The organism is Flavobacterium johnsoniae UW101 (assembly GCF_000016645.1).
Classification (GTDB): Bacteria; Bacteroidota; Bacteroidia; order Flavobacteriales; family Flavobacteriaceae; genus Flavobacterium; species Flavobacterium johnsoniae.
On record NC_009441.1, the window covers coordinates 3,711,172 to 3,727,315 of the forward strand.

At 35.6% G+C, this 16,144-nt stretch carries 12 protein-coding genes; 2 read left to right on the top strand and 10 right to left on the bottom strand.

What is annotated here, in order from left to right; translation table 11 throughout:
* Window positions 1-179: 179 nt before the first annotated feature.
* From FJOH_RS16230 to FJOH_RS16250, 5 genes are all read right to left on the bottom strand, one after another.
* On the bottom strand, window positions 180-1,793 hold the full coding sequence (locus FJOH_RS16230) for a RagB/SusD family nutrient uptake outer membrane protein (protein WP_012025113.1): 1,614 nt from the start codon (window positions 1,791-1,793) through the stop codon (window positions 180-182).
* A 19-nt stretch (window positions 1,794-1,812) separates the two neighbouring features.
* Window positions 1,813-4,824 carry a SusC/RagA family TonB-linked outer membrane protein gene (locus FJOH_RS16235; RefSeq protein WP_012025114.1) on the bottom strand — a complete coding sequence of 1,004 codons (3,012 nt, stop codon included), beginning with the start codon at window positions 4,822-4,824 and terminating at the stop codon, window positions 1,813-1,815.
* A gap of 291 nt (window positions 4,825-5,115) precedes the next feature.
* A complete protein-coding gene (locus FJOH_RS16240; protein ID WP_235023020.1) occupies window positions 5,116-7,233 on the bottom strand; it encodes an alpha-N-acetylglucosaminidase in 2,118 nt (705 codons plus the stop codon).
* 768 nt (window positions 7,234-8,001) lie between these two features.
* On the bottom strand, window positions 8,002-8,304 hold the full coding sequence (locus tag FJOH_RS16245; RefSeq protein ID WP_012025116.1) for a hypothetical protein: 303 nt from the start codon (window positions 8,302-8,304) through the stop codon (window positions 8,002-8,004).
* A 180-nt stretch (window positions 8,305-8,484) separates the two neighbouring features.
* Entirely contained in the window at window positions 8,485-10,203 is a 1,719-nt protein-coding gene (locus tag FJOH_RS16250; RefSeq protein ID WP_012025117.1) for an FAD/NAD(P)-binding protein, read from the bottom strand.
* A gap of 406 nt (window positions 10,204-10,609) precedes the next feature.
* Between FJOH_RS16250 and FJOH_RS16255 the strand changes: the two genes are divergently transcribed.
* Window positions 10,610-11,116, top strand: coding sequence for a Crp/Fnr family transcriptional regulator (locus tag FJOH_RS16255; protein ID WP_012025118.1), 507 nt, complete (start codon window positions 10,610-10,612; stop codon window positions 11,114-11,116).
* 56 nt (window positions 11,117-11,172) lie between these two features.
* The gene (locus FJOH_RS16260; protein ID WP_012025119.1) at window positions 11,173-11,733 is read left to right on the top strand and encodes a DinB family protein; all 561 of its coding nucleotides are present in this window, start codon (window positions 11,173-11,175) and stop codon (window positions 11,731-11,733) included.
* 31 nt (window positions 11,734-11,764) lie between these two features.
* Here the strand turns inward: FJOH_RS16260 and FJOH_RS16265 are convergent, their stop codons facing one another.
* From FJOH_RS16265 to FJOH_RS16285, 5 genes are read right to left on the bottom strand one after another with little or no spacing between them, the layout of a single operon-like run.
* On the bottom strand, window positions 11,765-13,396 hold the full coding sequence (locus FJOH_RS16265) for a sensor histidine kinase (protein ID WP_012025120.1): 1,632 nt from the start codon (window positions 13,394-13,396) through the stop codon (window positions 11,765-11,767).
* A gap of 5 nt (window positions 13,397-13,401) precedes the next feature.
* Window positions 13,402-14,415, bottom strand: coding sequence for a SpoIIE family protein phosphatase (locus FJOH_RS16270; protein WP_012025121.1), 1,014 nt, complete (start codon window positions 14,413-14,415; stop codon window positions 13,402-13,404).
* Window positions 14,408-14,821: an anti-sigma regulatory factor gene (locus FJOH_RS16275; protein WP_012025122.1), complete on the bottom strand. Its 414-nt coding sequence runs from the start codon at window positions 14,819-14,821 to the stop codon at window positions 14,408-14,410. Before FJOH_RS16275 ends, FJOH_RS16270 begins: the two co-directional genes overlap by 8 nt.
* Window positions 14,802-15,200 (bottom strand): STAS domain-containing protein, encoded by a 399-nt coding sequence (locus FJOH_RS16280; protein ID WP_012025123.1) that lies wholly within the window; start codon window positions 15,198-15,200, stop codon window positions 14,802-14,804. The genes FJOH_RS16275 and FJOH_RS16280 overlap by 20 nt, the downstream gene beginning before the upstream one ends.
* 18 nt (window positions 15,201-15,218) lie before the next feature.
* The gene (locus FJOH_RS16285; RefSeq protein ID WP_044047790.1) at window positions 15,219-16,046 is read right to left on the bottom strand and encodes an STAS domain-containing protein; all 828 of its coding nucleotides are present in this window, start codon (window positions 16,044-16,046) and stop codon (window positions 15,219-15,221) included.
* Window positions 16,047-16,144 lie beyond the last annotated feature (98 nt).

A 16,144-nucleotide genomic window follows, 5' to 3' on the forward strand; every position in this document is an offset into this window, starting at 1 on the left:
ATTTTTCCGAAACGACATTCAACTAAGCTTTGTGTTCATTCAAACAAACAAAAACTGAACTGATTTTCATGAGCAACTACGAAATCAGTTTACCTTAGTAAAAAAGGAGAAGAGTTTTGCTCTCCTCTCCTTTTAAAATTAAAATGCTGACAAGGCGCGTACTAAACTAAATTGTTATCTTAATATCCGTCGTTCTGAGTTAGAGCCGGATTTAAAACCATTGCATTTGTTGGAATTGGGAAAACACGACGGTAAACATCTGTATTTGTTTTGTATCCCCATGCTCCTTCATATTTTCCAAAACGGATCATATCATTTCTATGCCAAGCTTCCTGAGCAAATTCTCGGCTTCTTTCCTGATAAAGCTGTTCTAAAGTTACACCGCTCAACGCTGCAGATGTAGTTCTGTTAGAACGAACCATATTTACCAGCGCATCTGAACTTTGTCCCAGAGTTACTGCTCCGCCGCGTAAGATGGCTTCTGCTTTCATTAAAAGTATATCTGAATAACGTAAAAACGGTACATCATTATTTTGATTACGGCTTGTTGATGTATTGTCCGGATAGAATTTTATATTTCTATATCCCATATTCCAGGCAATTTCGTCATTTCCTAAATCAAACAGCGTAGCACTCTGGCGCGGTATAATATTTGGCGTCAAATTAACCTGATACGTATAAGCTGCGCTTCCGTCTGATCCTGTGTAAAACTGATCGTATCCTTTTTTAGTTGTTGTAACCATTACTGGCGTTACACCATCATTCATGTATTGTAAACCTGTAAGCCATTGTTTATTACGAATGTCATTCGCATCATTAAAATAAGCATAAAATTCTGGCAGGGTGCTTCTAGGTGCACTAGGCGTAAAAGGCAGACCAAATTTTGCTCTTTCAGAACGAGGCACATCATAACGTGCATGATACATTTGTCCGTTGAAACCTACTGTAACGGCTGCAGGATCGTAAGGAATCGCAAAAATGAACTCTTTCATATGTGGTCCGTTGTTAGGGTAAAACATCTGAAGGTAAGTCGCTCTTGGCTCAATTGAATATAATCCTGAATTAATTACCTGGTCACAGGCTGCAATACAATCGTTGTTACGTTCTGTTCCTGTATATACTGCTGCATTCAAATATAATTTTGCAAGCATTGCATTGGCAGTTTGTTTATTTGGTCTTCCGTAAGTCGTAACTCCAGATGCGGCGTTCAAATTCGGAATTGCTTTCTTTAATTCTTTTTCAATAAAATTAAAAACCTCTTTTCTAGGTGTTTTAGCATGAGCTGTAAAATCTCCGTAAACAGTGTCTAACGGTACATCTCCATAACTGTCCATCATCATAAAATACGAAATGGCACGCATAGTTTTTAATTCAGAAATTAGAGTTGCTTTATCTGATCCTTCCGGCATTGACTGGTTCAAAATTGATATGGATTGATTGCTTAACCCAATAACTTTTGAAGTCCAGTCCCAAAGGCTTCCGACGATTCCGTTATCTGCATTCCAGTCGTGAAAATGCATCGCAATATAATTTCGGTTATCAAACCAGTTTCCTCCTCTTGCCGGAAGTATCGCTTCGTCTGTAGACAGAGACTGCGACCACCACCAGGCAAATGAAAACTCACCTCTAAATGCGGCATAAACCGGTCCGGTTGTCTGAATATATTGTGTTGAATTTTGAGGAAAAACTTCTGGTGTCAACTGCGTTGTAATAGGCACATCAAGATCTTCGCACGACCATAACAAACCAGCTGCAAGTACTGGGAGTCCTAAATATTTTAATATATTTTTCATGATAATTTCAGTTTACTTTTTAGAAAATTACGTTTAAACCAAACATAAAAGTTCTGGTTTTAGGATAAAAGTTGTTCGAATCTACACCCGGAGCGGTTCCTCCTTGTTCAACTTCCGGATCAATTCCTGAATATTTGGTAATTACAAAAAGGTTATTTATCGTTTCGTAAACACGAACGCTTTGTATAAATTTCCCGACTTTACCAAAATTGTACCCTAAAGTCATGTTGTCTAATCTTAAATAACTTCCGTCTTCAATAAATCTTGACGAGTATTTATAAGAGTTCAAATCATTTGGCGATTCGTCCTGAGCGTCAACCAAAATATTTGTGGTCATTGCGGTACTCGGCCTAAATAAATCGGCACGTGTTGCATTGAAAATTTTGTTTCCGAATACTCCTCTGAAGAACACACTTAAATCAAACTTTTTGTAAGTAAACGTATTTCCCCATCCTAATAATAGTTTTGGCTGTGCATCTCCAACATAATGATAATCTACTCCGTTTAATGGTGTTGTTGTTAAATTTCCATTTTTATCGTAGTACTGTGAAACTCCGTTTGCATCTTTTCCTGCATATTTAAGGGTAAAGAACTGTCCAAGAGGTTTTCCTTCTTTAAAAATCTGTAAAGTACTTCCTGTTTGTCCGCCTCCATCAGGCTGTACTCTTCTAATAGAGTCTCCACCAATAAACAACGGATTTGTCAATTTCACGATTCTGTTTTTGTTGCTTGCCAGGTTCAAATTGGTAGACCAGCTGAAATTTGCCGTTTTTACAGGTGTTGCCCCTAAACTAACCTCAATACCTTTATTAGACATTGTTCCTCCGTTTGCTACAATTGTTCCTACTGGCACAAGTACTGGATTTACAGCATAGTTAAAAATCATATCAGTTGTTTTCTTGTCGTAAACATCAACAGAACCAGTAATTTTTCCTTTTAAGATAGAAAAGTCAACCCCAACGTTTGCTGTTGCTGTTTTTTCCCATTTCAAATCTGGATTTGCTGCCTGATTTGGTCCGTAAGCTCCAATCTGCTGTCCGTTGTAATAAAAAGTTCCAACACTTCCTGAGATAAACTGTGCAGTATAAGCATTAAACCCTGATGAGTTCCCTGTTACACCATAACTTCCTCTGAATTTTAAGTCAGTAAAGAAGTTTTGATTTTTCATGAAGTTTTCTTTGTCAACTCTCCAGGCTCCACCCACAGAAGGGAAAAATCCCCAGCGGTTATTAGCTCCAAACATAGAACCTCCGTCTCTTCTTAATGTTCCCTGTAAAAGGTATTTGTCTTTGTAACCATAGTTCAAACGAACGAATTCTCCAATTAAACGTGTTTTTTGATATGCTTTACTGTCTCCAAAATTTACAACATAACCGTTTACAGAAGTATAGTTGCTCAAAGCAAGGTTATTGTACCCAACATTATCTACAGGAAAATTAGTTGCTGTTGCTTGGAATCCGTCACCATAAGTGTTTTCCTGCCATGAATATCCTAAAACAGCTTTTATTTTATGGCCGCCTAAAGTTTTATCCCAGTTTAGGAAACTCTCAACAATGTTGTTTGTATTATCATACGAATTTCTTAATGCAGAACCATTTACACCAAAATTAATCAACGTTTTTGTTTGAGGCGGATCTGGATTGTTGTAAAAATTCGCACTATTGTATCTTGAATAATAACTATCATAGAACTCTCCATGAGATGTAGATAATCTTTGGTGTGCCACATTTAAGTTATACGTAAAACCCCAAGGCAGTTTTAATTCTGCAGTAATGTTTCCAACAAGATTATTTGTTTTTGTTTCATCTGTTCCGTGCTCAATTAAAGCAACTGGGTTAAAATATCCTGTGCTTACAAAGTTTTCGAAAAAGCTTCCATCAGGATTTCTTACCGGTGAAACCGGAAGGTGGCTTACCGCTTGTAAAAGTACCGTATTACGTTGTGGAACATTGGTATAATTACTTGTCGAATTGGTAACATTAAGACCTATTTTAAGTTTATCATCAAAAGCATATTGATCTACAGATAAACGGGCAATAACACGAGAGAAATCACTTTTTAACAATACTCCTTCTTTTTGGATCGAAGTAATACTTGCCGTATAATTTCCGTGCTCGCCGCCACCGCTCATCGAAATATTATGACTGCTGGATACGGCACGTCTTGATCTTAAAATTTCTTTCTGCCAGTCTGTATTAGCTCCTTTATCATTTTCCGGTGTAAAGTTCAGATTGTTTTTAGTTGTAAAAGCTCTAAGCTGATCTGCATTCATCATATTCAGTTCGTTCGAAACTTCTTCAAAACCATAATATCCATTATAAGCAATCTGTGTTCTGTCTTTACTTCCTCTTTTAGTAGTTACCATGATTACACCATTTGCTGCACGGTTACCATAAATAGCTGTTGCAGCGGCATCTTTTAAAACATCGATCGTAGCAATGTCATCTGGAGAAATAATTGAAATATCTACTCCGGGAACTCCATCAATTACATAAAAAGGACCTTGCGAACTATTTAATGTAGATGCACCACGTAAAACTACCGAAGCAGTTTTTGTAGGGTCGCCGCTGGATGAAATATTTAAACCAGAAACTTTACCTTGTAAAAGCTGTCCAACATCGCTGATAGCACCTCGGTTTAATTCATCTGCTTTTATAGAAGTTACAGCTGTAGTTAAGTTTTTACGAGAACCTTTACCATAACCTACTACTACAACTTGCTCCAGGTTAGTAGTACCCGATTGTAACTTTATGGAAAGATTTGTTTTTGTTCCGTCTAATTTTACTGGCTGATCTTCAAATCCTATAAAAGAAAATACCAGAGTTGCATTTTTGTTTGAAACCGAAATTCTAAATTTCCCATCAAAATCTGTCGTTACAGTATTACTCGTACCTTTTTCTAGTACGTTAGCGGCTGGAAGTGGAATTCCTTTGTCATCTAAAACTACACCAGTCACATCTGTTTTTTGTGCCCAGGTATTAATGGAGAAGCCAAAGAATAAGGCTAATAATAAAAGTTTAAGTTTTTCCATTTTAATGTTTGGTTAATTGGTTAAATAGTATTGACGAAATTAATGGTAAAGAAATGTTAACAAATGGACAAGTTATTCATAAACATGGATAATTTCAATAAAGTCAATGATAATAAGGGTTCGCTAAGTTATTTTTATAAATTTCTATAATTAAAAACTTACTAATTAATCGATTTCGTAAAATTTCATTTCATATATTTTAAGATTATGGTTTGTTGTTTTTTCATTCTAGTTTTCAGTTGATTGTTATTTCTGCTTATTTACGTATTATTTACAATTGAGAGATTTCATTTAATTGTTTTTTGTCCATTTTATTTCCCAATTTTTAATTTCTTCTCTTTCTTTTGTTTCATCAAATGGTGTATTATTGACTGCAGTCTTTTTGAAAGCTGTCAAAAACATTTTCCATCTTGGCCAGTAAAAGCCTTTGTACATTCCCTGCCATGATCTTGAAGCATAATCATTCAAATGACCTTCTCCGCCCCAAAGTGTAATTAATGTTTTAGCATTTTTTACATATAATTTAGAAACTTCAGGCGTACTTCCATATTCTGATGCCGACTTAACCCAATAATTCAAGCTGTTTAGCGGCTGTCCAGACATTGATTTATCTATTTCTAAAACTTGTTTTTCTATCTTTTTAAATAACTGATCGCCTTTTGTAATGTCTTTTTGCTGATAGGCTTTTACACATTCGACTAAGTCTTCATCTATAGAGAGTGAATAATAATGCCTTGAAGCATCAATTAAATCATATTGTATAAAGTTCTTTTTATCGTATTTTTTAGCTTCTGCTTTTAAAATATCCAACGCTTCTTTTAATTTATCCTTATCGCCTGGGTTTCCTTTAAATTCTGTAATTGTCGCCGTTGGTCTTTTAAACAGTAAATAAGCTCCAGCCCTGTCATTCCACCATCTGGTTTCCCAGTATTTTGTACTGTAAACTGATTCTAATAATAATTCCCAAGCCTTAAAAACAGAATCAGATGTCTTTTGTTCATACCTTGCGTTTAAATAATTTGTAAGCCAGTCTTTAACAGACTGCTCTCCCTTACTCCACGGAAGATCATAAATAAATTCATAAACAATAGCATTGTTGTTTAATCCTTCCGGCATCGCGCCGTAGCCAACGACATTTCCTCTATGCGGATTTTTGAGCAGACTTACCAATTCATTTTTGTAGAAATTTAAATCTCCATATACCGGATTCGATCCTCCATAATTATGTACATATCCGTAAGTCCATTGTTTGCCGTAAAATGCTTCCTGATTTTCCCATACCTTATATCTATCATTGGCATAATCCTGAACCATTAATCGGTCATTAGGAACTTTGCTTAAAAATGCGCTTGTAGCTTCTTTTGTCCAGAAATTTTTGTTATCTCCAAAAAGCCATCCCTGCATCACCCAAACTGCTCCCGGAGCAGCTTCTTCAATAGTTTCATAAATGGCACTCCCGTAATTGGCAAGTTCTTCATATTTATTATGTTCAGTAACCGGCGGTTCAATTTCGTTAAAAGAATCGGCTAAATAAAAATTAGACTTTCCATACATTTTGGTATAGATTTCTATAAAACGTTTTCCAATTTTTTTAAACAAAGGATCTTTTGAATCAAGTAGAAAAGTACTTTCGAAACCGCCGCCAGACCAAGAATTGAGTTCGGTTATTTTGGCTTCGGGATGTTTTTCGGCGAAAGCCTTTGGAACATAACCGCTAAAAGCCGGCACAACAGGATGCATGTCTAAAGTGCGCATTCTTTCTAATATCTTTTTTTGCAGTTCTTCTTTTTTACTGAACCATTCTTGCGGCAATGGTCCTTCGAGACTGTTTATATTCCCCATGCGCTGCCATGGCAAAAATGCCGGTCCTGCAAAATGCGCTTCTAACTGCGTGCTGGTTAATCCGTATTCTTTCCATAATTCCTGCCATACTGCTTCCTGTCCTTCCATTGCGGTTGGTAGATTAATTCCATGCAAAGCCATCCAATCGATCTCTTGCTCCCAGCGTTTCCAATCCCACCAAGGCGTGGTATATCCAAAAGTACAGGCATTTAGATATTCTCTATACGGAAACGGAGTGTCTCCTTTTTTAGAATATTTAGGCCATGACTTTGGAAGATTGATTCTGTTTCCTTCCCAGCTCACTAAAACAGCTCCAATATCTCGCAGAAAGTTGTATGCGGCATAGCAGATTGTTGTATTATTTGAAGCTTTAATTTTTACAAGATTATCTGTTGTTTCAATTTCAAACCAATCTTTGTTTTCATTGTTGTTTTCAACAATATGCAGTTCAAATTCATTGACACGACGGCCGACAAGTCTTTCTATAACTGCTGCAGCACTTTTTGTTTTTTCATTATTCTGGGAGTACACTTTACTGCCATAAAAAAATAACAGCAAAAAAAACATTACGGGCAATTTTAAGGAATTGCTCTTTTTAATTTTAAAATTCTCTCTTTTCATATAAATTGAATATCATTATTATCTCAAATCATCTTACCATAAAACAAAGGGAGATTAAACAGGTAATCTCCCAATAAAAACAAAAATCTATTACCAATAATTAATAATCTTGTTCAATAAAATTCAGTATGGAATAATAGGATTTGAACTGAAAAATAAATGTATATATAATGTGATTCTATAAGATGGATTTATCAATCAAAAGCATAGACATTTTATACAGTTTCTTTTGATAATACAAAGCAAAAATGAAATAGAACCTTTTAGCGAGGATCATTTTTTTGGTTCTAAACTATATGAAATCTTTATTTCTCCTTTCAGCAGGTATTTCTTTACTCTATTTTTACTGCAAATGCTCAGGAAAAACAACAGTTGACTGGTCACAATAAAATTATTGAGACATGAATTAAAAATGAAGAGGATGAAATTAATTCGTGTGCAATTTGAGATACTGCAAAAATTGAAATTGGAAAGATATTTACTAAATCTTTAAAACAAAAAAAAGATGTTAAAGAAACATTTATATATAAAAAAACTCCAAAAATGAAATTATTTCTGGAGTCTGTATTGTTTGGATTTTTTCAGTAATCTATTTTTTATTTTTTATCATGCCTTCTTCTATCTTTTTATTTACGGCATTTTCAACCTGATCAAGTGAGAAACTCGCAGGAAGCTGGCTAGGCGGATATTCAACAAAAGTTTCTAAATATCATATTAAAGATCAACCTTTATGTCATTGCCGCTTGTGCTGATTTTAGGATTCCCATTTTTAAGCAGCTCTGCCAGCAGATGGTTAATTTCTGATTCCTGCATACTGTAATCCAGCTGTTGATCAGTATTAAAATGGAATACCAGCAGCGTGGCTTCTTCAGCATTTTTATTGTTTACAGCTGCGGTGCTCCCTATGTAATCAAGTTCAAGCTGTCCAACGTGCAGCAGATCTGTGACAAAATGAAGATCAGTTTTTTCAGGAAGCAGCAACTGCCCTGTTTTGAATATAATAGTGTGTTTGTACATGATTTTTCGTATTATAGTTATGATGTCCGTCTGAACAGTGTTCTACTAATTTAAAACAATAATTTATTAAAAGTTCCTTAGTGTGATTTCTTTGATTTTATGTTTTTCATGTCTAATTGTTTGATTACAGCAAATCAGTTGCAGTGTTGATTTTTAAATCAAGAAAAGATTAGAAATTAATTAATCCTGCAAAAAATTCTGAATAATCTGCATTGAAGCTGCTTCACAAAAATCTAAGCCAGAATAATCAGGATTAAGTCCGCCTATGTACGGCACCGCCATAATGTACAGGTTTTTATTATAGGCTCCGTACTGATCAATAACTTGAAAATTGTCATTTATGGCTATGCCTGAAACATTCATAAAATAGTCACCAGCCTCATCTTTTTTTACTAAATTCTCATTGAGTATAAAGGCTGCATGACCGGCTTGGTTCGATTTAAATTTTAAACGTGCAGGACTTACGGCTTTTTGTGACAACAGTGATTTAAAAGGAAAATTATTGTATTCAAGGTGAGGCTGGCCTACACAGTCAATAAATGTTTTATAATAAACTGAATGCTTTTTCTGATCATCATCACTGAAGTGATATACTATTCCGCCGTTAAGCTGGGGTTCTATTGTACTGTCAGAACCTACAGAAATTAGATCAAGCACACCTGCATGATGAAGAGCGAGGAGTTCTTCACAGGATTTCTGCGGAATAAAAGCAATTACAATTGAAATAAGCGGCATGAGGACTTTCTGCAGCCGCTGCATGTCTTCTGCTGAAAGATATTTTGCAGGATGGTTCATGGCGAAACTAAGCACACCAATCATCTCTTTCCAATAAATCGATTCCTGTCTCTTAATTGATTTTTCTGCCTCGGCATATTCAGCCCTTAAAAGCAGGAAGGGATCCAAACGCTCGCGGAGTTTCATCATTTCTTCAACAAAATCTTCAATTGATAAATCTTTGATGCGTTCATAAAAATCATAATCCCTGTCACGGAATATCTCTTTAAAATTCTTTTCAAATACAAAATCCAGCGACAAAAAACCATTATTATTTTTTCTGTGATCTTCTATTTCATCAGTGGTTAATAAAGAATCATTGAAAAGACGCGAATCTTCCAGATGGAATCGTACAGCAGGAAGCATACCGTTTTTCGAGTGCATCATAATTTTAAATTCGCTGCTTTCAGGGAATAAAGTAAAAAGTAAGTTCCCGTCTTTGTCTGATTCAAATGAACCATTGTTTCTTGCAATAGTCCTCACTGCATCTATCGCTGTCAAAGAAGAGCCTTTAACTGCCACAGTATGATTAAACTTCTGCACTAGTTTTTGCGGAGGATAAGGAGCATCGTAATAACCCGGAATTTTTCCTTCATGAGTTCTCGGCCAGTTATGTCCTGTGCAGATAACAGCTGAATCAAATACTTTTGTCTGCCCTGCTTCGGTTTGAATCTCTACTGTACTGCTTTTTGTATCATACTTAATATCAGTTACTACACTTTGAAAATGTATTTCTGAACTGATTCCGGCTTTAGATCCTGCCTCGATCAGCATTTCAAATTGTGCAGCAAGATATTCCCCAAAAAACAATCGGGGAAATACTTTGTAATCGTTAAATTTATGCGGATTAATTTTAAATCTTTCAAGAAGTTCCGGAGGCGCAATGTGAACCCATTCAGACATTGGAATTACAATATCCGGAACCTCATTACCGGAAACATTGGTAATATGTTCATTGTTTGCACCTTCACTGCTGTATGGCATTCCTGAACCAAGTTGTGCTTTACGTTCAAAGATTTCTACTTCAAAATTATTCTTTCCAGATTCAACCAATCTTTTATATACAAAAAGTCCGCTTGGACCTCCTCCTATAATTGCAATACGTTTTTTATTGTTGGCGGTCATTGAATTTACATTTTTAAGGTTCGGATTATTATCTTCAAGTAAAAACCACTGATATCTAACAGCAGTATTTCTATTTTTTATGATGTGTTTGACACCTGATAACCTGAAGATGAAATGCAGTATTCAGCTTTTTATCCTATACTTTCACATTTTTGCATTCCAGACATAAATTTAAATCAAATAAAGATCTGCCTCTTACAGAATCTTATCTATAAATTACATGATATCATTTATTTTAAGTTTGAATTATTTATGCCTTACCGATTTTTTCTAATACTATCAGCAACTATTAATTTTGAAATTCAGTAAATTCCGTTTGAAAGAAAACTAAATTTATGATGTGATATAAATCTAATTATAGATTTTTGTAATCAGAGTTGATCCCTAACCCACAAACAAAGACAAAATGAAAGAAATCATAGCGCTTTCAGACAAAGAGGTAACCATTAATAGAAATGAATTCCTAAAAGTAAATGGCAGTATAGATACCAATTTATACTATATAGAAAGCGGCAGCATGAGAATTTTTGTTTTGGACGGCAGCGATGAACAAAACATTAGATTTGGATATACAGGAAATTTAATCGTTGCACTTGATTCTTTTCTAACGGGACAACCTTCTAATTTGTGCATTCAAGCCATAAAAAAAACAGTTTTAAAAGTGATAACCAAAAAACAGATTGATGAATTTTTAGCCTTAAAAAACAACCAAATTTTATGGATAGCAATTTTAGAAAATCTTGGAGTCCAACAGCTGGAACGCGAAATTGACCTTCTGAAAAATTCGCCGAAAGAAAGATATGAAAGAGTCTTAAAACGAAGTCCGCAGCTTTTTCAGGAAATTCCAAACAGGCACATTGCAAATTATTTAAGAATGAGTCCTGAAACTTTATCACGCCTGAAAAAGTCTTGATTTCAATCAAGATTTATAAAAATCTATTTTTTGACCTTTACATAAAAATTAAATTTATGCAGTCAGAAAAATTTATTACGGCTCTTTTAGAGCAGACAGAAAAGATTATACAGCAAGCTGAAAAACTAAAAACGTATGATTTAAAGGTATTAACATGGAAAGAAGATGAGATTTCCTGGAACATTCTTGAATGCCTCGAACATTTAAACAGGTACGGGAATTTTTATCTGCCGGAAATAGAAAAGAAAATCAAAAGTACTGACAGCAGATCTGAAATTGAATTTAAAAGCGGTTTAATAGGTAGTTATTTTGCAAAAAGCATGCTGCCCAAAGAGAAATTAAACAAAATGAAAACTTTTAAGGATAAAAATCCTTTAAATGAAAAACTTGACAAAACAGTTATCGACCAATTTATAAAGCAGCAGTTCAAATTGCTTGATTTGTTAAAACAATCGCGAAATGTAAGTTTGAACAAAGTAAAAATTAAAATATCGATCTCAAGATTAATCACTCTAAAACTAGGCGATACTTTTGAATTTTACATTAATCATATTATAAGACATTTAAAGCAGATAGAAAAAATACAATCGCTGGCTAAAATCTCTTATATAAATTGATAAACAGCTATAAGACTATAAAATACAAGCTTTAATTTTTTGGCAGGTAGATCCAAAAAGTTGTTCCCTTTCCTGGTATACTGGTAAAATTAATGGTTCCGTTATGGTTTTCAATAATACGTTTGCACAAGGCCAGCCCAATACCATTCCCGCTGTACTGATCTCTTTGGTGCAGGCGCTGGAACATATCAAAAATGCGGCCTGAATATTCGCTGTCCATTCCAATTCCATTATCTTCAATTGAAATTACATGAAAATTCCCTGACGGAGCCTGAGGATCAAAAGAGGTGTTGCTTTGGGCTGAAATTAGACGGTACGATATATTTACTGCCGGGTGTGCTGTATTAAATTTTAATGCATTATTTATTAAATTATAAAACAGCTGGCGCAGCTGGGTCCCTATTCCATTAACAGCTGGAAGCGGACTTAAATTTACAACGGCTTTTTTTTCTTCAATAATAAGACTCAAATCTTCTAAAGTCTGTGCAACGATATCATTAAGATCAACTTCTGCAGTAAATTTATCATGATTATTGACACGGGAGTAATTAAGAACGTCTGAAATCAAATTAGATAATCTGCCGGCTGCCATCGTAATTTTATCAAAATAATAAAGCGTTTTCTGCTGCTCAGTCAAATGTTCTGCTGCTCTTGAAATCATAATCATGATTTTTCGCAGCGGTTCCTGAAGATCATGACTTGTTATAAAGGCAAACTGCTCCAGTTCCTTGTTTTTGAATTGAAGTTTTGAGTTCGCACTTTCCAGCTCAAGCTGAATTTTTCTAAGCTCTGAATTATCCTTCAGCGCTTCAACAATCATTTTTTGGGCATTATTATTTACAAAATAAATAAGCCAGCTGCCTACAGAACCATCTTCGGCTTTATTTGGCATAATAGAAATATTATGCCAAATATAAATGTCTTCTTTTTTAATACGAATATCGGCAGAAAAATCTCCTCTGTTTTTTTTTGCATTACTCCATCCTTCAATAATCAGCTGTACATCGTCATGATGTATAAATGCGCTCAGGCTTTTTTTATCAAAAGAAAGTAAAGGAACTTTTAGATAAAATTCAAATGCATTATTTGCCAGCAGCACCATATTTCGGTCATTAACGATGCAGATTAAAACGGGAATTGTATCCACTAAGTTTCTATATCGATTTTCACTTTCTCCCAGCTTTTCTGAAAGTGCTACAAGCTCAATATTCTTTTTTCTGATTTCATCATAAGCAGAAATTGGCGGTTCGTATTTGAAATAATCTGCCAGAGTATTGATCTTTGCATCTGAAAGAAGCCCGGGTGACGGGACTTGATGGCTTAAAGTTGTTACTGATTTGTTGTCAGCATAATTATATTCTATATTGCCTGATATTTTGGCAGCATATTTATAGGCTTCAGGATTGCATTTTTTAAGATCGACTTTATCTGTAAGCACAGCCATTATTTCTTTGTGGCTTGCTCTAATGGTATTAATTCCCAAAACCAGCACAGAATTTTTCCCATTGGCAATGGAGCATCGTGCCACTTCTGAAACAGCTGTAGAAAAACGGGTCTGAGCCGAAAGCGGCATACCGCACATTTCAGCAATTTTCATTGACCGTTTATGAGCCAGTATGAGGTCCATTTCATTGTCTAGATTAATTTTTACAATTTCCTTCATAAAGCTTAAATAATTTTTCCAACCAGAACCGTAGCATCATCAGTTCCTCTCACATTGTCTATATACAAGGCAGAGGCAATAATGGCCGGACTCTGTTTAATTATAGAATTAAGTTCGCTTAAATTCCATCTTGTTCGAAGCCCATCGCTGTGCATGATAATAATCTGATGTTTTTGATAGGGAACAACTGTGCTATTGATCGTGCGGGGAATATTGTGACCTATAATACCATTATACGGGGTATAGGTTTTGTTATCAAGTCCGTTGTAGATACGTGTATTGATATTACCTATCCCGCAGATATTCCAGGTCTCTGCTTCAAAATCGACAGCTGCAATAGTAGCGACAAGTCCTCTGCTTTTTTTAACATGTTCATGAACATAACGAAGCACTGCTACAGGATCATTTTCAGCGCATTGCTTAAAAGCCCTGACTGCCTGTTCTACTGCTTCGTGAGCATTTGCCCCGTGGCCTAATCCGTCTCCAACAAAAATTTGGAAACCTTTTCTGGTATATTTAATATGATATCCATCTCCGCACACGCGCTCACCGGGATAGTTTACGCTTAATGCCGAGATATCCAACCCTGTATTGGAATTTGGAATGCAAAGATCAGTTTTATCACAAATTTTAATATATTGAACAGTTCCCCATCCGCGCATGGAATAAATCTGAAAATCATTGCTTAATCTTTTAATTGCACCAATTCCCTGTCCCAATGTGCTCGAGGTAGAATAACCGTCTTTCATTATCTTGGCAATATTTTCAATACCAGTTCCTTTATCAAGACAATATATTTCTATCTCATTACAGCTTCCATTATGATGTGACCGATACAACAAGTCACCGCCTCCTGCATATTTAATAAGATTAGAAGTAAGTTCGGCAATTATAATATCGGTTTCAGCAGCTCTATGCGGTTTAAAACCTAACTGAAGTGCTAAATTATGTATTTCTCTTTTGATGAACGCGACAAGACTACGATCATCAATTTTGTAAACGGAAAAAGTATTATCCATTTTTCCATTTTATTATAGTAACGGTTGTACCATTTCCTAATTCTGTTTGTATATCAAATTCATTCACCAGCCTTTTTGTGCCCGGCAGGCCAAGGCCTAAACTTTTTCCGGTGCTGTAACCATCCTGCATGGCCAGAGAAATATCTTTTATGCCCGGTCCTTTATCAATAAAAGTTACGCGTACTCCAAGATCACGGCCGTTGCTTACAGATTCTATAATAACCTTTCCTCCTCCGCCGTATTTCAGAAGATTACGGACAAGTTCGCTTGTAGCAGTAATCAATTTGGTCTGGTTTAAAATACTCATTCCAATTTTTACGCCATACTCCTTTACGCGGTTGCGTAATGGAACTACATCCTGCTCTTTTACAATAAGCAGTTCTTCTTTATTCGTTGCTGTCGTCATACGTCTGCTCCTCGTTATCGCCATTGTACATTTTCGCGCGAAGCAAATCCATGCCTTTCTCAACATTTAAAGCACTAATAACACCGTTTAAAGATAATCCAAGTTCAACCAGTGTAATAGCAACCGCAGGCTGCATGCCCACCACTACTGTCTGTGCATCCATAATTTTTGACATAACGGCGATATTTCCCAAAATCCTTCCCATAAAGGAATCGATAATGGAAACTGCTGATATATCAATCAAAACGCCCTTTGAATTGTTCTTGTTTATAGTATTTATTAAATCAGATTCAAGATTTTCAGCCAATTGGTCATACAAATCAACCTGTATGGTAACCAGCAGAAAATCTCCCATCTTGAGTATTGGAATTCTTTCCATGTCAGTAATCTTAATTCGTTATTTTCTTTTCACAACCGTAAGCTGTAACATTTCAAAGGCTGTTTGAAGAGCGCTTGCAAGCGAAGCTTTTGTAATAATTCCAGTAAGATCTATTCCTAAATGCACCACAGTCTGTGCAATTTCAGGGCGAATACCGCTGATTATGCACTCTGCTCCCATTAATCTCGTTGCACTCACCGTTTTTATAAGATGCTGTGCTACCAGTGAATCTACCGCCGGCACACCTGAAATGTCAAGTATGGCAATAGAACTGCCTGTATCTACAATTTGCTGCAAAAGATTTTCCATTACCACCTGTGTTCTGGAACTGTCAAGGGTTCCTATAATAGGAAGTGCCACAACACCATCCCAAACACGGATAACCGGTGTCGAAATTTCACTAATCTCGTCAATCTGTCTTGAAATGACATCTTCACGTCCTTTCATGTACGATTCAAAAGTTAAGATTGTCATGTTATCCAGCAGCGTAGATAATTGCAAATTAGCGTTGTATAATTCTGTAGAATCAGATGCTGTTTCTGAAAGAATTTTAGAAGCTGCTTCTTTAAAAGCAATCAGATATTGTGCATTTTCGCGGGGAGAAAAACCACGTCTGCCTCTCGAACTTGAAATTCCGATTAACAGGTCATGAACTTTTTCGAATTCGTGTGATTCAGTATTTCCGTTTGAATGCTGTAAAGCATCTAGAAAAAGAGCGGCGAACTCCTTTGATTCTTCTTCTTCTGTTGCTCCATCAGTAGATCCGTTTGCTTGTAAAAGCTGAGACCATGTGGTCAATAATTTGTTTTGGTGCTCTTTCAAGCTTCCCAGGAGATTGTTCTGCATTTGTTGTGATATTTGGATATTCATGTAAATGTAGACAATTAATATTAGCAAAACTCTTTAAATTCAGAAAAAACTTGTAAAAAAAACATCACTTTATT

Excerpts from the sequence above, each read along its gene's own strand:
- FJOH_RS16230 (WP_012025113.1), bottom strand. The coding sequence starts at position 1,793 with ATGAAAAATATATTAAAATATTTAGGACTCCCAGTACTTGCAGCTGGT.
- FJOH_RS16235 (WP_012025114.1), bottom strand. The coding sequence starts at position 4,824 with ATGGAAAAACTTAAACTTTTATTATTAGCCTTATTCTTTGGCTTCTCC.
- FJOH_RS16240 (WP_235023020.1), bottom strand. The coding sequence starts at position 7,233 with ATGTTTTTTTTGCTGTTATTTTTTTATGGCAGTAAAGTGTACTCCCAG.
- FJOH_RS16245 (WP_012025116.1), bottom strand. The coding sequence starts at position 8,304 with ATGTACAAACACACTATTATATTCAAAACAGGGCAGTTGCTGCTTCCT.
- FJOH_RS16250 (WP_012025117.1), bottom strand. The coding sequence starts at position 10,203 with ATGACCGCCAACAATAAAAAACGTATTGCAATTATAGGAGGAGGTCCA.
- FJOH_RS16255 (WP_012025118.1), top strand. The coding sequence starts at position 10,610 with ATGAAAGAAATCATAGCGCTTTCAGACAAAGAGGTAACCATTAATAGA.
- FJOH_RS16260 (WP_012025119.1), top strand. The coding sequence starts at position 11,173 with ATGCAGTCAGAAAAATTTATTACGGCTCTTTTAGAGCAGACAGAAAAG.
- FJOH_RS16265 (WP_012025120.1), bottom strand. The coding sequence starts at position 13,396 with ATGAAGGAAATTGTAAAAATTAATCTAGACAATGAAATGGACCTCATA.
- FJOH_RS16270 (WP_012025121.1), bottom strand. The coding sequence starts at position 14,415 with ATGGATAATACTTTTTCCGTTTACAAAATTGATGATCGTAGTCTTGTC.
- FJOH_RS16275 (WP_012025122.1), bottom strand. The coding sequence starts at position 14,821 with ATGACGACAGCAACGAATAAAGAAGAACTGCTTATTGTAAAAGAGCAG.
- FJOH_RS16280 (WP_012025123.1), bottom strand. The coding sequence starts at position 15,200 with ATGGAAAGAATTCCAATACTCAAGATGGGAGATTTTCTGCTGGTTACC.
- FJOH_RS16285 (WP_044047790.1), bottom strand. The coding sequence starts at position 16,046 with ATGCAGAACAATCTCCTGGGAAGCTTGAAAGAGCACCAAAACAAATTA.